This window comes from Clostridioides sp. LIBA-7678 (genome assembly GCF_056716065.1).
The window spans coordinates 1,722,562-1,745,148 of the sequence record NZ_CP196987.1 but is presented as its reverse complement, the minus strand read 5'-3'; the positions used below and the strand labels follow the sequence as shown (position 1 = coordinate 1,745,148).

The 22,587-nt window shown below is 27.1% G+C and carries 21 protein-coding genes; 2 read left to right on the top strand and 19 right to left on the bottom strand.

Annotated features, from left to right (window positions below):
- Positions 1-395 precede the first annotated feature (395 nt).
- From ACTG46_RS08480 to ACTG46_RS08440, 9 genes are all read right to left on the bottom strand, one after another.
- The gene (locus tag ACTG46_RS08480) at positions 396-1,733 is read right to left on the bottom strand and encodes an APC family permease (RefSeq protein ID WP_074179012.1); all 1,338 of its coding nucleotides are present in this window, start codon (positions 1,731-1,733) and stop codon (positions 396-398) included.
- Positions 1,734-2,537: 804 nt separating this feature from the next.
- A complete protein-coding gene (gene hisIE / locus ACTG46_RS08475; RefSeq protein WP_074179011.1) occupies positions 2,538-3,206 on the bottom strand; it encodes a bifunctional phosphoribosyl-AMP cyclohydrolase/phosphoribosyl-ATP diphosphatase HisIE in 669 nt (222 codons plus the stop codon).
- Between the two features lie 28 nt (positions 3,207-3,234).
- Positions 3,235-3,993: an imidazole glycerol phosphate synthase subunit HisF gene (gene hisF, locus ACTG46_RS08470; protein ID WP_054270042.1), complete on the bottom strand. Its 759-nt coding sequence runs from the start codon at positions 3,991-3,993 to the stop codon at positions 3,235-3,237.
- Positions 3,975-4,697, bottom strand: coding sequence for a 1-(5-phosphoribosyl)-5-[(5-phosphoribosylamino)methylideneamino]imidazole-4-carboxamide isomerase (hisA, locus tag ACTG46_RS08465; RefSeq protein WP_054276529.1), 723 nt, complete (start codon positions 4,695-4,697; stop codon positions 3,975-3,977). Before hisA ends, hisF begins: the two co-directional genes overlap by 19 nt.
- Positions 4,694-5,296 carry an imidazole glycerol phosphate synthase subunit HisH gene (hisH, locus tag ACTG46_RS08460; RefSeq protein ID WP_479923932.1) on the bottom strand — a complete coding sequence of 201 codons (603 nt, stop codon included), beginning with the start codon at positions 5,294-5,296 and terminating at the stop codon, positions 4,694-4,696. Before hisH ends, hisA begins: the two co-directional genes overlap by 4 nt.
- Before the next feature lies 1 nt (position 5,297).
- The gene (gene hisB / locus ACTG46_RS08455; RefSeq protein ID WP_054270039.1) at positions 5,298-5,876 is read right to left on the bottom strand and encodes an imidazoleglycerol-phosphate dehydratase HisB; all 579 of its coding nucleotides are present in this window, start codon (positions 5,874-5,876) and stop codon (positions 5,298-5,300) included.
- 2 nt (positions 5,877-5,878) lie between these two features.
- Positions 5,879-6,928, bottom strand: a complete 1,050-nt coding sequence (gene hisC / locus ACTG46_RS08450) for a histidinol-phosphate transaminase (protein ID WP_479923931.1) — start codon at positions 6,926-6,928, stop codon at positions 5,879-5,881.
- Between the two features lie 27 nt (positions 6,929-6,955).
- Complete coding sequence (gene hisG, locus ACTG46_RS08445) at positions 6,956-7,582, bottom strand: ATP phosphoribosyltransferase (protein ID WP_021384322.1); 627 nt, start codon at positions 7,580-7,582, stop codon at positions 6,956-6,958.
- A 21-nt stretch (positions 7,583-7,603) separates the two neighbouring features.
- The gene (locus ACTG46_RS08440) at positions 7,604-8,548 is read right to left on the bottom strand and encodes an ATP phosphoribosyltransferase regulatory subunit (protein ID WP_054270037.1); all 945 of its coding nucleotides are present in this window, start codon (positions 8,546-8,548) and stop codon (positions 7,604-7,606) included.
- Between the two features lie 526 nt (positions 8,549-9,074).
- Here ACTG46_RS08440 and ACTG46_RS08435 point away from each other — a divergent pair.
- The gene (locus ACTG46_RS08435; protein WP_003420092.1) at positions 9,075-9,251 is read left to right on the top strand and encodes a hypothetical protein; all 177 of its coding nucleotides are present in this window, start codon (positions 9,075-9,077) and stop codon (positions 9,249-9,251) included.
- Positions 9,252-9,402: 151 nt separating this feature from the next.
- Here the strand turns inward: ACTG46_RS08435 and trhA are convergent, their stop codons facing one another.
- On the bottom strand, positions 9,403-10,056 hold the full coding sequence (gene trhA / locus ACTG46_RS08430) for a PAQR family membrane homeostasis protein TrhA (protein WP_054270036.1): 654 nt from the start codon (positions 10,054-10,056) through the stop codon (positions 9,403-9,405).
- Between the two features lie 160 nt (positions 10,057-10,216).
- Between trhA and ACTG46_RS08425 the strand changes: the two genes are divergently transcribed.
- Positions 10,217-10,783, top strand: a complete 567-nt coding sequence (locus ACTG46_RS08425; RefSeq protein WP_065388383.1) for a DUF1836 domain-containing protein — start codon at positions 10,217-10,219, stop codon at positions 10,781-10,783.
- 140 nt (positions 10,784-10,923) lie between these two features.
- Here the strand turns inward: ACTG46_RS08425 and ACTG46_RS08420 are convergent, their stop codons facing one another.
- The 9 genes from ACTG46_RS08420 to ACTG46_RS08380 form a co-directional block, all read right to left on the bottom strand.
- Positions 10,924-11,133: a hypothetical protein gene (locus ACTG46_RS08420; protein WP_021384315.1), complete on the bottom strand. Its 210-nt coding sequence runs from the start codon at positions 11,131-11,133 to the stop codon at positions 10,924-10,926.
- A 75-nt stretch (positions 11,134-11,208) separates the two neighbouring features.
- On the bottom strand, positions 11,209-11,862 hold the full coding sequence (locus tag ACTG46_RS08415; protein ID WP_054270035.1) for an FMN-dependent NADH-azoreductase: 654 nt from the start codon (positions 11,860-11,862) through the stop codon (positions 11,209-11,211).
- A gap of 260 nt (positions 11,863-12,122) precedes the next feature.
- Positions 12,123-13,163 carry a Fic family protein gene (locus ACTG46_RS08410; RefSeq protein ID WP_054270034.1) on the bottom strand — a complete coding sequence of 347 codons (1,041 nt, stop codon included), beginning with the start codon at positions 13,161-13,163 and terminating at the stop codon, positions 12,123-12,125.
- A gap of 107 nt (positions 13,164-13,270) precedes the next feature.
- On the bottom strand, positions 13,271-14,662 hold the full coding sequence (locus ACTG46_RS08405; RefSeq protein ID WP_054270033.1) for an MATE family efflux transporter: 1,392 nt from the start codon (positions 14,660-14,662) through the stop codon (positions 13,271-13,273).
- A gap of 119 nt (positions 14,663-14,781) precedes the next feature.
- A complete protein-coding gene (locus tag ACTG46_RS08400) occupies positions 14,782-16,656 on the bottom strand; it encodes an FtsX-like permease family protein (protein WP_479923930.1) in 1,875 nt (624 codons plus the stop codon).
- Positions 16,656-17,402, bottom strand: coding sequence for an ABC transporter ATP-binding protein (locus tag ACTG46_RS08395; protein ID WP_054270031.1), 747 nt, complete (start codon positions 17,400-17,402; stop codon positions 16,656-16,658). Before ACTG46_RS08395 ends, ACTG46_RS08400 begins: the two co-directional genes overlap by 1 nt.
- A 140-nt stretch (positions 17,403-17,542) precedes the next feature.
- Positions 17,543-19,771 carry a bifunctional diguanylate cyclase/phosphodiesterase gene (locus tag ACTG46_RS08390; protein ID WP_407812227.1) on the bottom strand — a complete coding sequence of 743 codons (2,229 nt, stop codon included), beginning with the start codon at positions 19,769-19,771 and terminating at the stop codon, positions 17,543-17,545.
- 238 nt (positions 19,772-20,009) lie between these two features.
- Positions 20,010-21,404 (bottom strand): NADPH-dependent glutamate synthase, encoded by a 1,395-nt coding sequence (gene gltA / locus ACTG46_RS08385; RefSeq protein ID WP_054270029.1) that lies wholly within the window; start codon positions 21,402-21,404, stop codon positions 20,010-20,012.
- Positions 21,404-22,297: a sulfide/dihydroorotate dehydrogenase-like FAD/NAD-binding protein gene (locus ACTG46_RS08380; RefSeq protein ID WP_054270028.1), complete on the bottom strand. Its 894-nt coding sequence runs from the start codon at positions 22,295-22,297 to the stop codon at positions 21,404-21,406. The genes gltA and ACTG46_RS08380 overlap by 1 nt, the downstream gene beginning before the upstream one ends.
- Between the last annotated feature and the right edge of the window lie 290 nt (positions 22,298-22,587).

Sequence of the window (22,587 nt, the reverse complement as noted above, 5' to 3'; positions counted from 1 at the left end):
TAGAAATATTAAACAGGAAATAAGTACTAAAACAATGATATTGCAAATTTTTCATGTATACATTATGTATTTATGTTAACTAATATTTTTATCAAATAAAAATTACTAACTTTATTCATAAATCATTATATTAATTAGGTAATTTTTTCTTATTAACACAATATTATGTTATTTATAATAGAAAGATTTAATTTTCAAAATGTTATATATATCTTCTACTATACAGATATAATTTAATTTGATTATTTTAAAAAAATACTTATAAACAAAATACATCAGAATAAACAATTATTTAGATTTTCAATTTCATTTCCAAAAAATCAAAAATAAAATCCCAATCTATCTATAAATAGATTGGGATTTTATTTTTAACATAATTATAAAGTATTTATAAGCTACTTAGATTCTCTTTTTGTCCCTCTAGTCATATAAGCATACACTGGTAAGCCTATAGCTGTTATTATAAGGCCTCCTATAGATATCATAGTAGTTTTCATACCTGCAAAACATAATTGATTAACTACAACAAATATACCACTTGCTATAGCTATTATTGGAACTATTGGATATAATGGCACTTTATACTCTCTTGGCATATCTGGATGAGTTTTTCTAAGTTTCATTACTCCTATAAATGTTAATACATAAAATATCCAAGTCGCAAATACTGCTAAATCAGTTAATAAGTTAAATTGACCTGATAAAGCATATATAGATGCAATAACAGATACTAATGTTATAGCATTTGCTGGAACTTGAGCAGAATTTAATTTAGAAAAAGTACCATACTTTGGTAAAGTCTTATCTGTAGCTAAAGTATATGCAACTCTTGAACCAGTTAATAAGAATCCATTTAATGCTCCGAATACTGAAATTAATATACCTACAGATATTATTTTCCCACCAATTGAACCAAATATAACTTCAGCAACTGCTGATGCAGGAGAAGCATAATTTGCTAATTCATTAGCTGGTAATACCCAAAGGTATGCTAAGTTTATTATAAAGTAAACAGCCATAACAACTGATAATCCACCTATTATAGCTTTTGGAAGGTCTTTTCCAGGATTTTTCATTTCTCCAGCTAAAGTACCAACATTCATCCAACCATCAAATGCAAATAGTATAGCAATTAAAACCTGACCTAATACACTACCTAGACTTAATCCCTCACCAACCATAGGTGTAAGTATTGGATTATCTCCACCACCTTTAATAAATCCAACAATCATTATCAAAATAAGTGGTATTAATTTACATATTGTAGAAACTGTCTGTATAGCTCCTCCAGTTTTTGAACCAAGCATATTCAATCCTGCAACTATTACTATAATTCCAATAGCTATTGGAAGTAATAATGATGGGCTACCAATTAAAGCTGAAGCTTGCTCTCCAAATATAACACCCAACGCAGCCATCATACCAGGATAGAATAGTACAATTTGCATCCATCCAGTTAAAAATCCTAATTTTTCTCCATAAATTTCTTTTATATATACCATCATTCCACCAGTTTTTGGTATCGCTACTGATACCTCTGCAGCTGTAAGACCAGCTGTTATAGTTATGATTCCAGCTATTAACCATGCTAATATACCAAGACCTGGAGCTCCTCCAGTCAATGTATAAACTGCTTGTGGTTTAAAGAATACACCAGCTCCTATAACGGAACCAACAACAGTAGATAATGCTGCTGACACGCCAAGTGTCTTTTTTAGTTCGTTACTTCCCATTTTCTTCCTCCTACTTAAACTTATTTAATTTCATAGTTATATAAGCATATATTATGCCAATATTATAGAAAAATAGTTTTTATTATTTATTAAAATAAAATAATCTCTACTAAACGTTTGTAATCTTTTACTTTTATGATAGCTTAAAGCTTTTAAAAAATTATAAAAATTAAAAATCCAAATCTAATAATATTTCTTAAAAGTACATGTATTTTTTATATTGTATAATATACATTGTATATTTATAACAAGTAAAATAGATTATACTTATTAAGTTGAAATCGTTTTAAATTTCTTGCAATAAAATTTCACCATTTCTCAAAAACATTTTATTTGTATTTCTGTAATTTCCTATTTTATATGTCTTTTATAAATAGTATGACTTTTACTTGTTTTATAGTCTATTTTATAATAATAAATAATTTGACAATTTATTATAACCCAACTTAAACCAGAAATCAAAACTAATATTTTATTTTTTAATAAAAAAATAAAATATTAGTTTTGAAAACGTTTTCTAATTGTTTATATTTAACTCTATTTTTTTATAAAACCACTATTTTTATTACTATTTTTTAATATAAAATTTATTTTCATATTATTTGACTTAAATATAATTAGATAATTTTATTTTTTCTAAAATAAGTAATGAAATATAATTATTTTATTAATAAATTATATATATAATAAATTGCACCAAGAAATTTACAGACTATTCTACAAATTTAAAATAAAGAATAAGAAAATATACCGCTTTTTATAAAAAGCGGTATATTTTCTTATTTTTTATCAATCTATCTTATTTTATTTTCTTCTGTTAAGTAACTCTTTCTTTATTTCATCAATTTTAACATCCTTTTCTATCATTAAGACTAATGTATGATATACTAAATCGCTAATTTCATAAATAAGTTCACTCTTATCTGTATTCTTTGACGCTATAATTACCTCACTACTTTCTTCACCAACTTTTTTAAGAATTTTATCTATACCTTTATCAAAAAGATAATTAGTATATGAGCCTTCAATAGGATTATTTTTTCTTTCATTTATTAAATCATATAGTTCTTTCAATATACTTTTTTCTACTTCAAATCCCATTTTATCAGTATCATCAAACAAATCTCTATAAAAACAAGAATAGTTTCCTGTATGACAAGCTACACCAGTTTGCTCAACTAAAAGTAATATAGTATCTACATCACAATCATAAGACATCTTAACAACTTTCTGAATATTTCCAGACGTCTCACCTTTAATCCAAAGTTCTTGTCTACTTCTGCTAAAATAACAAGCTACTTTATCTTTTAATGTTTTCTTTATAGCCTCCTCATTCATATATGCCAACATTAGCACATCTTTACTCACTACATCTTGAGCAACAACAGGAACTAGACCCTTATCATCAAATTTTACACCTTTTATAAAGTCTTCTGTTTCCTCACTGTATACATTGCTACATTTATTTTCCATCTTTTCAACCCCCTATTAGATATCTTGCTTATAATCTTACTTCTACACCCATGTTTTTTAAATATTTCTTCAAATCATTTATTTTTATTTCTCCAAAATGAAATACAGATGCTGCTAAAATTCCATCCACATTAGATTCTTTTACAGCCTCATAGAAATCTTCCATTTTACCAGCACCTCCTGATGCTATAACAGGCACATTCACTAAAGAAGTTATTTTTGATAACAATTCTATGTCATATCCATTTTTCATTCCATCTTCATCCATACTATTTACAACGATTTCCCCTGCTCCAAGCTCTACACCCTTAACAGCCCACTCAATTGCATCAAGACTAGTCTTTTCTCTACCACCTTTTACATATACACTCCATGAACCTTCTTCATTTTTCTTTGCATCTATTGATAAAACAACACATTGTGCTCCAAATTTTAATGATGCTTCCCTTATTAATTCAGGATTTTTGACTGCTGATGAATTTATAGAAACTTTATCAGCACCTTTTCTTAAAATATCAGTAAAATCTTCTAACTTATTTACGCCTCCACCAACACAGAATGGTATATTTATATTTTCTGCAACCTTTGTTACAAATTCTAAAGATGTCTTTCTGTCTTCGTTTGATGCAGTTATGTCATAAAATACAAGTTCATCTGCACCACAATCACTATAAAACTTCCCAAGTACCTCTGGACTGTCAACATCCACTATGTCTTTGAATTTCTTACCTTTTACAACTCTTCCATTCCTTACATCTAGACATGGTATTATTCTTCTAGTAAGCATATTTGTTGTGCCTCCTTAAAGTCTATCTTTTTGTCATATAGTGCCTTACCTATTATAGCACCATATAGATTCATATCTTTCAATCTTCTAACATCATCTATAGAGGTTACTCCTCCTGAAGCAATGACATTTAGTGATGTTTCATTTGATATTTTTTCATATATATCAAAATTTGGACCTTGTAACATTCCATCTTTTGATATATCTGTATAAACAATGGTTTGCACACCTATTTTTTCAAGTTGTTTACACAATGTTAGAGAATCCACATTACTTACAACTTCCCAACCTCTAACTGCTACCTTTCCATCTTTAGCATCTATAGAGACTACTATTTTATCTTTATATTCGTTGACTAATTCTTCAACCAAATTTAAATTTTCAATAGCTATACTACCTAGGATTACTCTAGTAACACCAGCTTTTATTAAACTTTGGACTTTTTCCTTATCTCTAACTCCTCCGCCTACTTGAATAGGTATATCTATATTGTTTGCTATCTTTTCAATTGTTTCTGTATTTACACCAAATTCACTTCTAGCTCCGTTTAAATCTACTATATGTATATATTCTGCGCCTTCATCTTTCCATTTGTTTGCTACTTCTAATGGATTATCATAATATACATTTACTTTATCAAAATCTCCTTGAGTAAGTCTGACACACTTGTTATCCTTTACATCTATTGCTGGAAATATTATCATTTTATCATCTCCCCATATGCTTTTAATATATTTAAACCTACTTCTCCACTTTTTTCCGGATGAAATTGTATACCATATACATTATTTTTTCTAACGATAGCAGGAATTTTCTTTTCATACTCTGAAAATGCAATAAGTTCTTCATTTGATGAATTTGCATAATATGAGTGAACAAAGTATACATAGTCATCTTCCTTAATATATTTAAGTATATCATCTTCTTTATTAAATTTTAGATTATTCCATCCCATATGTGGCACTTTTAAACTTATATCTAATTTATCAATACTCCCTTTTATAAGTCCTAATCCTTCATATTCTCCATACTCATAACTTTTCTCATAAAGTAATTGCATACCTAAACATATACCTATCAGAAATTTTCCTTTTGAAGCATGTTCTCTTAATATTGGTATCAATCCTAGTTCATCTAAAGCATTTATAGAATCTCTAAAAGCCCCAACACCTGGAAGTATAAGCGAATTTGCGTTCTTAATTTCATTTATATCACTAGAAATTTTAGTTTCTATTCCAGCTTTTTTAAAACCTCTAGATACAGAATCTATATTTCCAAGACCATAGTCTACTATTATATTCATTCTACAAAACCCCCTTTGAAGATGCTATCTCATTGGAAATTATTTCACTTCCTTCTTTTAAAGCTCTTGCAAAAGCTTTAAATATGCTTTCTATTTTATGATGGTCATTTTCTCCATATAAAAGATTAATATGTAATGTTACTCTAGATTCATTTACAAAAGCTCTGAAAAATTCTTTAAAACACTGAGTACTCATATTACCAAGCATTTGAGTATCAAATTTAGCATTAAATACAAGATATGGTCTATTACTTATATCTATTGCTACCATTGATAGAGATTCGTCCATAGGTATATAGATAGTAGAATATCTTCTTATTCCTTTTTTATCACCTAAAGCATTTTTAAATGCTTCCCCTATAGCTATACCAATATCTTCAACACTATGATGGTCATCTACATATATATCACCTTTACAAAGCACCTTTAAATCAAACTTGCCATGAAATGCCATCAATGTAAGCATATGGTCTAAAAATCCTATTCCAGTATCTATTTCAGCTTTACCAGAACCATCAATATTTAGTTCTACTGAAATTTGTGTTTCAAAAGTATTTCTTTCTATACTCCAAATTCTCATACCTATTTCTCCTTTTTCAAAATATCTCTTATAGCATCCATAAATATGGTATTCTCTTCTTTATCACCAATCGTAACTCTATAATAATTTTTTAACTTACCACTAAATTCCCTTATTAGCACCCCTCTATCAATAAGTTTTTGTGATAGATTTTCAATTTCAGAATAGAACAATATAAAATTTGCTTGTGATTTATATGCCTTAATTCCTATATAAATCATTTCTTTATATAAAACTTCTCTTTCTTCTTTTACTTCATTTATATAAGCTTTCACTATATCTTTATTTCTAAGAGCTCTTGTAGCAATAAAATCTGATAATGAATTTAAATTATATGGAGGTCTTACCTTTTCAACAGAGTCTATTAAACTACTATTAGATAACATATATCCTGTTCTTATTCCAGCCAATCCAAATGCCTTTGATAAAGTTCTAAGAACTATTAGATTTTCATACTTAAAAACATCACTCAACATACTTTCTTCTCCAAAATCCATGTATGCTTCATCCAAAACTACTAAACTGTCAGTTGAATCTAAGAGTTTTATTACATCTTCCCTCTTTAGTATTGTTCCAGTTGGATTATTTGGATTACATACAATTACTATTTTAGGATTGTTTTCTTTGACTTTTTCAATTACATTATCTATGTTTATAACTAAATTTTCGTCACTTTCAACACCTATAAACTTAGAGCCATTTATTTGACTATATATAGAATACATGCTGAAACTTGGAGAGAAACTTAATATCACTTCATTTTTATCTACAAAAGTATGTATTATCAAATCAATTATTTCACTTGAACCATTTCCTACTAAAAGATTTTTCTTACTTACTCCAGAAATATTTATATAATCTATTATAGACTCTTTCAATTCACTATAAGAATCTTCAGGATATAAATTTAAGTCTATATCACTATCAGAAATCTCTTTAATAAGATGCTTAAACAACTTCTTACTTCCTTCATTTGCATCAAGTTTTACTTTGCAATTCACATGGTTTGGTTCATATCCCTTTAATTCTCTTATACTTTCTTTTTCTCTCAATTTAAACTCCTCCTTCTTAATTGTATTTTAGTTATCTAGTTCTTCAAATAAACGAATTATATTTTGAATTTGTTCATATTTAAATCTATAACTAGCTCTATTTGATATAATTCTAGCACTTATATCACATATATCTTCCAATATTTCAAGACCATTTGCTTTAAGTGTATTACCTGTCTCAACTATGTCTACAATTACATCTGATAATCCTACTATTGGAGCTAATTCTACGGAACCATTTAATTTTATTATTTCAATTTTTTGACCTTTCTCCTTAAAATATTTTTTAGCTATATTTGGATACTTTGTAGCTACTTTTAAATACTCATCTTCTCTATATATACTGTCGCCCTTTAATCCTGCTACAGCAAATTTACACTTCCCAAAACCTAAATCATATATTTCATATACATCTGTTTCATTCTCTAAAATAGTATCTTTTCCTGCTATACCAAGGTCTGCTACTCCTTTTTCAACATATGTAACTACATCTGATGGCTTGACATGTATATATATTATTTTATTTTCTTCATCTTTAAAGATTAACTTTCTTGTATCTGTGTCTATACTGTCCCCTAGACCCATTTTTTTAAATTTTTTAAACGATTCTCCTTCTATTCTTCCTTTTGCTAGTGCTATAGTCAAATAATCCAAAATAACCCCTCCTTTTAAATCCTATTTATATACATATTTCATTAACTCATCAACACTTAATGTAAACCCAATAGCGGGTATTTCTTTTCCATATTCTTTAGTTAGAGAATCATATCTTCCACCACTCAAAATCTCTTTATACGAGTTTGGATAATAACCTCTAAACATAACACCTTCATAATAATCAAGCATTGTAATCATTGATAAATCAAATCTAGCCTTATCTAAGAAATTACACTCTTCAATTAAGTTATTTATTTGCTTTAATTCTTCAAGTGCTTGTTTCATCTTATCATTACAATAGAAATTTTTTGACTTTTCAATAACATCACATAAATTTCCTTGTAAACTTAAAATATTTGATAATAATTCCTTTACTTCATTTTTAATTTTTAACTCTTCAATATATAGTTTTAATTCATGAGTATTTTTCGTATACAATAAATTTTTAATTTGATTTTCACAATTCTTATTTAAATTTAATTCTTCTAGTAGACCATTAATATACTTGCTACTTCCAACTTCTAATATAAACTTATTGTTATATTTCTCAAGTATCTTAAGAGCTAGTTTTACTACTTCTCTATCTGCTTCTACAGAAGATTCTCCTAGACATTCGCAACCTATCTGTCTTATCTCTTTTATTCCAACTGTATTTTTATTTTTATATATTGATGAATTATAAAAAAGTTTAAGCTTTAAACCATCTTCCCATCTTGGAACAAGACTTTTTATTATACTTGTAGTTATATCAGCTCTAAGTACCATTACTTTTCCATTTACAACCTTTACCATCGATTCTTCTGGAATTTTATTATTAATACTCGTAAACTCATCGTATTCTTCAAATAGTTGTGGCTCTATTTGAAAATATTCTTCATCTAAAAAAAGTTTATCTATTTCTCTTTTTAATTTATATCTTTTTTTAGAATAAATAACTTCATCTTCAATCCTTAAAAACTTCATATTATCACCCTTTTCATTAAAATTGCTCTTCCCTTTGTAAATTTAAAATAATAAAAAGCCATATAGGCTTTATACCTATATGGCTATAATTTTCTCTTAAAATTACTTCCCATCATAGATACAAGACCAATTGCACTAAAAACAGGGCTTGTGTCTATGAATTAATTTCATATTACAATCCCTTTAATCTATGATGATGGTGATGATTTAATTTTGTATTTAATTTTACTATATCTAATCTCACCATGATAATTTCCTCCCAAGTAATTTTTATTAATATTCTAAATTTACAGTTTTTTGTTACTATTAATAATAATATATTTTTCAAAAATTGGCAATAGTTATTTGTAAAATTGAATAAAATATTTTATATAGACTTTTTATTTGTACAATTATAAATTTAATCTTTACCTAATTTGGAAATTTTATGTATAAAAAATGAAATTTCGGGAAAAATTGTAATAATTTAAAAAAACTTATTAAAATATAGTATAATAAGTATATCTTAATGTAAAGGGATGATTTTATGTATAAATATGATGACTATGTGAATTTAACAAATGATTTAGATTTACCTGTAGAAATTAGAAATAAATGTGTTAGAATTGTTAGTGTTTCAGAGAATTTAGAGGACATAATTATAGTACATAAATTCAAACTATATGTCGTAAATGAGAAGTACATTAAAGGAATTATGGAATAGGCATTTTGGATGTACTATTTTTATCAAAATTTATTATAAATAAAATTTAATATTTATAATAAGGAACTGTCTTATTGTAGAAAATACAATATATATAAGACAGTTCCATTTTATTTATTGTAGAATTTTAGTATCAATCAAACCTTTTAAATTATAAAACATACAACAAAACAGCTAAAAAATGAAATAAAGAACCTATCATAATAAAAATATGAAAGATTTCATGAAAACCAAATTCAGGACTTATATTAGGCTTTTTAATAATATAAATAATCGCACCTATAGAATAAGATATTCCCTCCATAATCAATAACTTGAGGCAATCTTTAGGTATTGAATTGAATGCATTTATATCAAAGACAATTGCCCAACCCATAAGTAAGTATATACTTGTAGACAACCATCTAGGAGCATCCATCCAAAAGATTTTTATTATTATACCAATAAAGGCTACTATCCATATTGCTGTAACAAATATTATGCCTTCCTTTTTTTCCATAAAACTTAGACATATTGGTGTATAGGAACCAGCAATTAATACATAAATCATTGCATGGTCAACTTTTCTAAAAAACAATTCTTGCTCTGGTGTTCCTTTTAAAAAATGATAATATGAGCTTGCACTATATAGAGCAATTAGTGACAACCCAAATATCGATACAGATACTATCATCAAAAGAGAGGTCTCTTGCAATGATACAGATTGAAAAACTAAAATTATAGTTGCTAAAAGAGATAAACAAGCTCCTATAAAGTGAGTTAAGCTACTTATCGGGTCTCTACCCTTCAAAAAAAATTGATACATTTTGTCCTCCTACAATTATGTATTTTAAAAATCAAATTTATCGATATAGTTTTCATTACTATATTATATATTTAATTATACCACTTTATATTCTTTTTACAAGACTCAATATTGTTTTATTTTCTAATTTATTGTATTATATATATTATGGAGGTAGCATATGATGAATAATGAACTTAATACTATAATACTAGAAACACTAGATAATGCTGATATAACTTCAAATGATATTCCTTCTATTGATTTATACATGGACCAAATTATTTCTTTAATTGACAATAAGCTTTCTGCTAATAAGAGATTTGAGAGTGACAAAATTCTTACTAAAACTATGATAAACAATTACAGTAAAGAGGGATTAATCAAACCTATTAAGGGGAAAAAGTATACTAAAGAACAAATTTTACAAATGATAATTATTTATTCTATGAAAAATACACTTACAATACAAGAAATTAAAAGAATCTTACATGGTGTGTATGAAAAAGATGATTTCAATGAAGATGACTTAGTTAGTTGTTATGAAAAATTTATGTCTATAAAAGAAAATCAAAGAAAGAATATACCAAACTTTATAGATTCTAATTTTGAAGATGTAACAATAACTCCAGAAAATAAAGATGATTTACTGATAGCCTTATTGAGTTTGACTTCAATGGCTGACCAATTAAAGAATATTTCCGAAAAATTAGTAGATACCTATTTCCCAGATATTTCTAAAAAATAATTTCAATAAAGTAAGACTGAAAATAAATATTAAAATACAATATTACTTAAATCACCCTTAATTGTATACAATATAATTTTCAGTCTAAATATTAATACTTTCTATTTTTAATTCTTTCTAATAATCTCCATGTTAAGGTTCTACAAATTTAATTTTATCCTATTTAAGTTTTGACAATGTGAACAATTTAAATTAACTTGGATTTGTTTATACCCTATGAAAACGGCTTGTTTTAATATACCAGTGCCATCATCTATCATAACTACATTGTCTTTTATCTCTACACAGAAATTATTTTCTTGATTACACCAATAACAATCATACTTTTCATTACTTTTTTCTTCTCGCATGATTTTCGCCTCCTTCAATATAAGTTTCTACATTAAAAGAGGTTTTTCCTTTATATTTTTAATAAAATATTATAATTAGAACTTCATAGAATCTATTATACCTTCTATCTTTTCAGATGCTTTCTCTATTGCACTTTGTCTTTCTTCTTCACTAGTTCCAGTTCCATCTACTAATAATTCATCAAATTTCTTAATTCCTATAAATTTCATTATACTTTCCACATAATTTAATCCTTTATTCATAACTGGTTTCAATACCCATGGTATGTGTCCACCTGAAGATTGTATATATACCATACTTCTATCAATATCGTTTAAAATTCCTTGTGGCTTATCATTACCTTCAAATGATATAGTTTTTCCATCTTGAATTATACAGTCTATATATTCTTTAAGTGGTGCTGGAAAAGATAAGCTCCACATAGGTGCAGCTATTACGTATACACTTGCACTAACAAATTGGTCACAAAGGCTTCTAATCTTTGTAATCTCTTTTCTATCCTTATCATCCAACTTCTTAGCATCTTCTTCATTAACTATGCAATTTCTCTTTTCAAAGTACTGATATTCAAGTCTTGGTATATGCTCTTTATAAAGGTCTATTTCTTCAACCTCAAAATCCTTGTTTTCTTCCATAAATTTATTTATAAATTTTCTTGCTACAGTTTTGCTTGAAGATAAGTCTTCAGGTTTTGAATTTACATTTATATATAATAATTTTTTCTTCATAAGCTCACTCCTAAGATTATTTTTATATTATTATTTCACAAATATAACCATTCTATTCTGTTGCCAAATCATAAAATAAATAAAGATACAAATTTTAAATAATCTTAAAAGTAAAAACAATAAAATATTATGTGTATTAATTACAGAAAATATTAAAGATATAATAAAAAATAGATATTCTAGCCTAAATAATGTTTATAATTTTAATAAAAATGGTATAGTGTTAAAACACTATACCATTACAATTATTTAAATATTTTTTAATATTTTTTCTTCCATTTTGCGCTTCTACCTCTTGCAACAACCTCTATCTTATCTTGTTTTCTTAGATTGTTAAAAACTCTATTTATTGTAGGTTCTGGAATATCAGGACATAAATCTCTTATATCTTCTTTTGTAAAATATCCAAGAGTAGAATTTATTATTTTTTCTATTCTACTAGTTTTGGTTTGTCTTTTCTTATCAGATATATTTAAACTATCATCCAACTTCTCATATGCAGTCAATATTGTTTCTAAAAAGTACTCAATCCATGCATTCATATCTGCTTTCTCACTGCCTATAGACGATTTCAAATAATTTAAATTACTGTAATATTCATATGAACTATCATCAAATATTTTTCCTAAACTTATATATCTTCCAACTTCATATCCATTTTTATTTAGCAACAATAGGATAAGTACTCTCGCCATTTTTATATTACCTTCTTTGAATGGATGTATCAATATGAAATCTAACACAAATGCAGAAATTAATATTAATATATCAATTTCATCTTCCTCCATCAATGTATTATAAGCTTCACATATTTCTTCTACAGCTTTTTCCACCTTATTTACACCTGAATCAATACTTATGAATTCACCACATTTTAAATTGTGTTCAATAAAATCATTATCTGATTTGTAGCTTCCTCCTCTAGTAGATGAAAATTTATATAAGTATCCATGAAGCTCAAGAATTGTTTGTGAACTTATTGGAATACTTTCATAAGCACTATTAATAGTTTTTACTACATCTCTGTATTCAACAATGCTCAATTCTTCTCTACTTCTAGGTGTAACTTCATTACTTATTAATTTCTCTAAATTAAAATTACTACTATCTCTTTGATTTCCAATGTATGTAGATTCAGAACAATCTACTAAAGATTTTTTTTCTAATCTTTCTAAAATTTCTTTTGGTTGTTTTTTGTAAAGCAGTTGTCTACCTTTATACTCATTTATCTTAGACAACATTCTTGCTACATTCATGTTTACATACATATTTTTTAATTTGCTTTTCTTTGTAAATTCCATAAAATCACTCCATAATTAGAATTTCTCTTATCCTTGACAGCGGTTTTATTTTATCATATAATTGTATTTTTTGCAATTTCTTGCTCAATTATCTGAATTTATATTTCTTATTCAGTTGTTATCTCATTTAGTTTTTCACTTTCATTTAATCTTTCACTCTTAGGAGTATATCTTTTTAACTCTCTAAATACGACTACACCTGTAATTACTGTAGCTATAAAGTCAGACACTGGTTGAGCTGTCCATACACCCTGTAAACCTAGGAATGTAGGAAGAATTAGTACTGCTGGTATCAATAAAATTACTTGTCTTAAAAGACTTAATAACATTGCCATTTTGGCTTTTCCTATAGATTGTATAAAGTTTGTTCCTGTAACTGATAAGCCCACAATTGGCAACATAAGTAGATATATTCTTAAACCATCAACAGATATACTCATAAGCTCAGGGTCTTTATTAAATATTCCTATAATCGCCTCTGGGAAAACCATGACTACTACCATACCCATACATAAAATTATAGTAGCTACTACTAATGAACCTAAATATGCTTTTTTAACCCTATCGTATTTTTCAGCTCCATAATTGAAACCTATAATAGGTTGCGCTCCTTGATTTATTCCAAAGATAGGCATTAAAAATACCATTGCGATAGAAGAAATTGTAGCCATAGCACCTATAGCTAAATCTCCACCATGAGTTTTAAGTGCAATATTTGATATGACTTGAACCAAACTTGCTGCAAGTTGCATTGCAAATGGAGACATACCTATTGCAAATACTGCTTTTATTAGTTTCTTATCTAATTTTAGATTAGATTTACTAAATCTTAAGTTTGATTTTCCACTTATATAATATCCTATAGTTAAAACAGCTGTAAGAGCTTGAGAAGTTACTGTAGCAATTGCAGCCCCTTGTATTCCCAAATTGAATCCAAATATTAATATCCAGTCTAAAACTATATTAGTTAAACATCCTATTATCATTATTCCTGCTGAAATTTTAGGGCTACCATCAGCTCTTATTGAGTGGTTTAAAGAAAAGGAAAGAAGATTTACTACTGTACCTAATAATATAATATTTATATATGATTTTGCATATATAAGGGTATTTTCACTTGCTCCAAATAATGTAAGTATCTTATTTGCAAATAAGATTCCAAGTATCATTATAATAATTCCTGTTATTACAGATAATGTCATTGCATTTCCTATAAGTTTTCTTGCCTCTTCTACTTTACCTTGCCCAAGTTTTATTGATATAGTAGTAGTTGTTCCTATACCTATCAACATACCAAATGCAAGTATTATTGTCATTATCGGCATTGTGACACCAAGACCTGTTATTGCAAGTGGCCCAACTCCTGGTATATTTCCAATAAAGATTCTATCTACTACATTATATAAACTATTTACCAACATACCTATTATCGCTGGTATAGAATATTTAAGTAGTAATTTGCTAATTCGTTCTGTTCCTAATAATTGTTGATTTTCCATCAAGTCTCCTCCTTCTTCTAATATTCAATTTTCCACATATTACAAGGGAGGTGCAAATGCCCTCCCTTAATATTAACTACTTTTTAAATATTAATTTTATATATCTATTATATACCACTTTAATCAAAAAACCAAACTTTTCTAATATAAAAATTTTTTAACAGATAAAAATAAAGTGTATATATAGATGAGAGCACTAGTAATATACCCAGATTTTCTAAGTTAAAACTACTATTTAATATATTATTTAAAAAGAATAGAGAAAGTATGGTGTTTGCAATTGCTATAAAATATGGTATGAAAAATAATGTACCTATCTCTATACTAACAATCTTATTCATAGTTTTAAAAGATAGACCTATTTTTGATAAGTTTTTGTATTTAACTTTATCATATGGCTCATCTGTATATAATCTAAAATATAAAAAACTTAAAACACCCATAAAAAGTATCACACCTATAAAAATACCCATAAATTGTAGAATTTTACTTTGTTGTAATTCCACTAAATACATGTCTGGTAAAGTTAAAAAGTATGACCTAATATATTCTCTATCCAAATTAAAGTGCTTTTCTTTTAGATTTTCAGTTATATTAGCACTAGTTTGCCAGTTATTATAATCAAATCCATAAAAACTCAGTTTTGAAAATTCATTTTCTATATCATTATATAAACTATCATTTATAATTATAATTTTATTGAACATTCCAGTAGGAAAAATTATATTATTTGATGATGCTTTTATTTTTATATTTATTCTTTTTATATTATAATTTTTTACTTGTTTTAGAGACTTTATGTGTTCTTGTGAATTACTACCAGGAATTAATATACCTTCATCTTTTTTGAGATTCACCTCATCTAATTTTAATTGTTTCGACAATGCATTATAATTTTTTACACTTAATATCGCATCTCTATTATGTTTAAGTATAGGGAAACTCAGCTCTTTATAATCATATCTTTTAATTGTCTTTCTAATTTGTTGCAATTCTTCATATTCTTTCTCATTATTATCTTCTGAGAAATATGAGTAAACCATTGGGAAGTTGTTTTTAGAAGATTCTCCTTGAGAACTTACAAGTGATGAAGTTGTTGTAAATGCTACTAAAGTAGCTGATAAAAGTATTGTCATTAAAAACAGCAACCTTGTATTATCTTTTAATTTATACATTAGATTACTTATAAGTAACATATTCACTTTTCTTTTATAAAACTTTTCTTTATTTTTTAAATACTTTAATATTAAAATTATAAATTGAGAAAAAAATAAAAATGTACCCAAAATGATTAATAACGTTATTGTATACATACCTCCATTTATTTTTAACTTGTTACCAAATAGTATCATAGCATATCCTATTATAAGACATACTATACAAATTACTCCAAGCAACTTTGAAGTCTTTATATCTTTTTTAGGCTTTCTTGTTCCTACTAAAAGCTCTAAAACATTATTCTTATTCAATAACTTTAAGCTTAATGGTCCTGTTATTAAAAACAAAATTGTAAAACATATGACTGTCATCAGTATTGCTTTTAATGGAAAATAAATTGCTGTTAAGTTTATATAAAATAACTTACTTAAATACAATAAAAACAATTTAGAGACTGATAGACCAAGTAATATTCCCAGTATTATTGCTAAGGAACCTATTATCAAGTTCTCAATTAATATCAATCTTTTTAATTGTCTATTGCTCATTCCAATTATTATCAATATTCCAAAATCTTTTAATCTATATTTTAAGAAATTTCCTAAAGAATACAATATAAAAAGCAAGCTAAACCCTAGTATTATTAATTCTGAAACCATAAGAGCCATAAACGCAGTAGAGCCATTTTGGATTCCTGAATCTGCTATGATTGGATGAAACATAGATACAGCAAAGACAAAAAATATCATTATAGAAAAAACTGAACTTAAAAAATATGCTAAATATGCACTAAAGTTCCTAACTATATTATTATAAGCAAACCTTCTAAAGCTCACTATCTTGCACCTCCTATCTGAGACAATACAGATAGTATTTCATCATAAAAAGAATTACTGCTTCCAGATTTTTTTATTTCTGTATATACACACCCATCCTTTATAAAAATCACTCTATCTGAGTAACTTGCACTATATGCTTCATGTGTTACCATAAGTGTAGTTACATTTTGTTCTTTATTTATCTTAGTAAATAATCTTAGAACATCATCAGTAGATTTTGAATCAAGATTTCCAGTTGGTTCGTCTGCAAGTAGTAGTGATGGTCTATTTATAATTGCCCTGGCAATAGCACATCTTTGAGCCTGACCTCCTGAAATTTCATAGATTCTCCTATCTAAAAGATTATCAATACCTAAAAATTTAGCTACGTTTATGGTTTGTCTATTCATATCTTTAACATTCGCACCATCTAATGTAAGTGGTAACATGATATTTTCTTCAACAGTTAGAGTATCAATTAAGTTAAAATCTTGAAATACAAAACCAAGTTGTTTTCTTCTAAATTCAGCAAGCTTTTCTCCTTCTAATTCACTTATGTCACATCCATCTAATATAACTTTCCCTTCATTCTGTTTGTCAACTGTAGATATTATATTTAAAAGAGTAGATTTACCACTTCCAGATGGTCCCATAATAGCTACGAACTCTCCTTTTTCTATATTTATACTAACTTTATCCAAGGCTTTAAATGGAACTTTCCCACAATATGTTTTTGATATATTTTTAATACTTAATATGTTCATTTTATATTCTCCATAACTTTTTTATTTTTACTACAATACTATATTATCGTGAACATACTACTTTAACCATAAAAATACCCTAACAATTAACTTACATATTTGTAAGCCAATTAAATTAGGGCATTAAATAATCTAACTAATTATTGATTACTATTAAATTTAAAATTTAAACGTTTTTCAAATTCATCTAACACCATAGGTTTAGCAAATAAGTATCCTTGAACTTTATCACAACCTATTTCTTTTAAGAATTCCACTTGTTCATAAGTTTCTACACCTTCACAGATTACTTTAATATTAATAGCTTTTGCCATTTCTACTATCTTGGAAATAATAATTTTACCACGTTTTGTATCTGTTGTCTCAATTAAAAATCCTCTATCCAATTTTAAAACATCAAAAGGAAGGTCTTTTAATAAATTTAAAGATGAATACCCTGAACCAAAGTCATCCATTGATATAATAAAACCTATTTCTTTAAGCTTTTTCATTATGTTAATCAATATATCTAAATTGTCAAATACAACACTTTCAGTTAGTTCAAGTTCAATAAACTTAGGAGAGATGTTGTACTTATTTATCAAATCAGTGATATTTTCTATAAAATTATCTCTGTATAAATGAACTCTAGACATATTCACTGAGATTGGTACAGGAGTATATCCTTCATTTATCCATTTGTTAATCGTCTTACAAACCTCTTCAAATACAAACATGTCAACATTTACAATGAAACCATTCTTTTCAAATAAAGGTATAAAGTCTATAGGTGAAATAAATCCCATTTCTGGGCTATCCCATCTTATCAGAGCTTCTGCTCCCTCAATTTCATTTCCATCATTTAGACTATATTTAGGCTGATAATACACTATAAATTCATCTTTTTCTAAAGCTTTATTCATATTATCTTCCAATCGTTTTTCATTATACAGTCGATTTCTTGTCTCTTCATTAAAAAATGAATATGAGTGTTCGTATTTTTCTTTTTTAGTTTTTGCTGCAATATTTGCTCTGTCAATTAACAGGTCAATCTTTTGAGCATCATCTTTTTCAGTGATTTTATATATTCCACTTGATATAACAATTTTATATTTAGATGAATTATTAGTACTTAAGTTACAAATTTCATTATTTATTTTAGACAATCTACTTAAAAGTTCATCTTCAGTACTGCAAAAAACCAATAGTATAAAATGGTCATTATCCATCCTAGCACAAAGCTCAAATTTATTCATATTATTATTTAAAACATGTGCAATATGAATTAATATCTTATTTCCCTCAGAATAACCAAACATCTCATTTATATATTTAAATTTATTTACATCTAACTGCACCAAGTAGAAATCATCTCGATAGTAATTTTTTAAAATATATATAGAATCTTTTCTAAATTTTTCCTTGTTTTTTATTCCACTTAAAGAATCATAATAAGCCAACTTTTTAAGTTGGTCTATTAACTTAGCATTACTTAATTTCCACAATATCATAAATATTAATATATAGAAATATAATTTTATTATAAAATTAATTATTAGGCTTTTAAAATTTTCAAATATATCACATTTTGATATTAAAGTCCAATTAGTATCCTTAATATTTGTATATTTTACATTATATAATCTCCAGTTATTCCAATATAAAAAACTACTTTTTTGTTTTTCATTTATATTTTTTAAAATTTCATCTTTAGTACTTCCTATGATATTCCCTTCTAAACTCAAAGTATTACTTTTATTATTGATAGAGTTTTTATCCGATTCAGAAATAAGAGTATAATCTTTATCTATCATTAGAAATTTAATAGAATCCTCAAAGTTACTTCTACTCACTATCTTATTTACATTTTGAAAATAAAAAGACGCAAAAATGGTTCCTGTTACCTCATTGTTTTTTACAATAGGCATATATATAATAAACACTTTATCACCTGTAACATTACTAGTCTCAATGTCTGAAACTACTACTTGCTTAGTTTTAATTGCTTTCTTAAAACCAACCTTATTTTTTATTGAACCAACTTTTTCCCTATATGTACTTGAAACATTTCCTTCTGTATCTGTTATACCAATCATAAAAAGATTATATTCTTTTTGATATGGTCTTAATAATTTTCCTTTTTCAATTAGAGATATCTCACTATTAGAAAATCTATCATCTTGACTAAGAGCTTTTAATAAGGAAGTGTTTGTTTTTAAATAGTCCTCAAGCTCTCTTTTAGATGCCTCAAGCATATTTTCAGAAGTAACCTTCATAGAATTACTTGCACATATAATTGTGCTTGTGAAATCAATCAAGACTAATAACATTAATAAAATTAATATGTGTTTAAAAATTAGTCCATCAAATACTTTTTCTTTTCTTCTCATATTAAAACACCATTAATTGTATAATTTATTTTTTTGTTATCTAATGTTAGATTTAGCAAATTTAATTTTGTTATCAACACATTATTACCTCCTTATAAAACCTTTATTGTATACCATTTTATCACAATTATGTCTAATTATGGTAGAATAGTGTCAAATATTACGACAATAACAATTGTACAATTAAAAAATACCAAGCCAGAAATTATATTCTAGCTTGGTATTTTTAATTTACAAATTAAGCATTAACTTTTGCTTTTAAGTATTCATCTATTGAGGCTGCTGCTGTTTTACCAGCTCCCATTGCAGATATTACTGTTGCTGCTCCAGTAACAGCATCTCCACCTGCAAATACTCCTTCTTTAGAAGTTTGTCCATTTTCATCTGTTATTAGACATCTTCTCTTATTTATATCAAGACTCTTTGTCGTAGAAGATATTAATGGATTTGGACTTGTTCCAAGTGACATTATAACTGTATCTACATCAAGTACAAATTCAGAACCTTCTATTTCTATAGGTCTTCTTCTTCCAGAATCATCTGGTTCTCCTAATTCCATTCTTATACAAACCATACCTTTAACATATCCATTTTCATCTACTAAAATTTCTTTAGGATTTGTCAATGTATTAAATATAATACCTTCTTCTTTTGCATGGTGTACTTCTTCAGCTCTTGCTGGAAGCTCTTTTTCACTTCTTCTATAAACTATATATGATTCTGAACCTAATCTTAATGCAGTTCTAGCAGCGTCCATAGCAACATTTCCACCACCAACTACAGCAACTTTTTTACCAGAACTAATAGGTGTGTCATAATCATCTCTGTAAGCTTTCATTAAGTTTACTCTAGTTAAGAATTCATTTGCAGAAAATACCCCATTTGCATTCTCTCCTGGTATATTCATAAACATTGGAAGACCTGCTCCTGAACCTATGAATATAGCTTCAAATCCTTCATCTTCTATAAGCTCATCTACTGTTATTGTCTTACCAACAATTACATTAGTTTCTATTTTTACACCTAATTTTCTTATATTATCTATTTCAGGTTGAACAACAGCTTGTTTTGGAAGTCTAAATTCAGGTATACCATAAGTTAAAACTCCACCTGGCTCATGCATTGCTTCAAAGATTGTTACATCATAACCTTTTTTGGCTAAATCACCAGCACAAGCTAGTCCTGCTGGACCACTTCCTATTACTGCTACTTTTTGATTTTTCTTAGGCTCTGTATCAGATAAATTTATATCATTTTCTTTTGACCAATCTGCTACAAATCTTTCTAGTTTACCTATTGATACTGCATCTGATTTTATTCCAAGTATACATACACCTTCACATTGACTTTCTTGTGGGCATACTCTACCACAAACAGCTGGTAATGAACTACTCTTAGCTATTACTTTAGCAGCACCTTCTATATCATCTTCTTTAACTTTTGTTATAAATCCTGGAATATCTATTCCTACTGGACATCCACCTACACATTTTGGTTTTTTACAAGCCAAACATCTATTAGCTTCTGCCATAGCTTCTTCTTTATTGTATCCTAAACACACTTCATCAAAATTTTTTGCTCTTACAGCAGGTTCTTGTTCTCTAACTGGTACTTTTACTTTTTTAGCATCCATTATTTGTTACCTCCACATCCACAATTACTATGATGATGACTATCGCCTTCTTCAAGTTTTAGCATAGCTCTTCCTTCTTGAGTCTTGTACATAGATTGTCTTCTCATTGCTTGGTCAAAGTCAACTAAATGTCCGTCAAATTCTGGACCATCTACACATGCAAACTTAGTTTCATCTCCAACACTAACTCTACAACCACCACACATACCTGTTCCATCAATCATTATTGTATTTAAACTTACTATAGTAGGTATATTTAACTCTTTAGTTAATTGGCACATAAATTTCATCATTATCATTGGTCCAATTACGATTGCTTGGTCATATTTTTTGCCTTGATTATCAACTAAATCTTTTAATAAGTCTGTAACTCTTCCATTAAATCCATATGTACCATCATCTGTTGATACGTATACGTTTTTAGCTACTTCTCTCATATCATCTTCTAATATTATTAATTCTTTAGTTCTTGCACCAATTATTACATCTACATCTAATCCATTCTCTTTAAACCATTTAACTTGTGGATACACTGGAGCAGAACCAACTCCACCAGCTACAAATAATATTTTTTTATTTTTTAATTCTTCTATATCTTCATGTATAAATTCACTTGCTTGTCCTAATGGTCCTACAAAGTCCATTACAAAATCGTTTTCTTCAAACATTGCTAATTTTTTAGTTGAAGCACCAACTGTCTGGAATACAATAGTTACTGTTCCTTTTTCTCTATCATAGTCAGCTATTGTTAGAGGAATTCTTTCTCCCTTTTCGTCATTCTTAATTATTATAAATTGACCAGGTTGAGAAGATTTTGCAACTCTAGGCGCCTCTATTTCCATCAAATAAATACTATCTGTTAATTGTCTCTTACTAACTATTCTATTACTCATCTCGCTATTCTCCATTCTAACAAATATATTTTTCCCACTCTAAATTTAATTAAAAACATAAACACACAAAACTATAACTTATTATAATATAATATTAGTTCTTGATTAATTGTTTTGTATTGGACATCCCCCCTATAAAATAATTATAACTGCCCAAACTACAAATAGTTGATATTAACAAATTTCTTTTAATTGCCAATAAACACTAAGTCTATATCATATGTCTAATTTGTTATAGATTTAACCTAATACACACTTAAAGTATACTATATTATGCCAAATTTGTAACA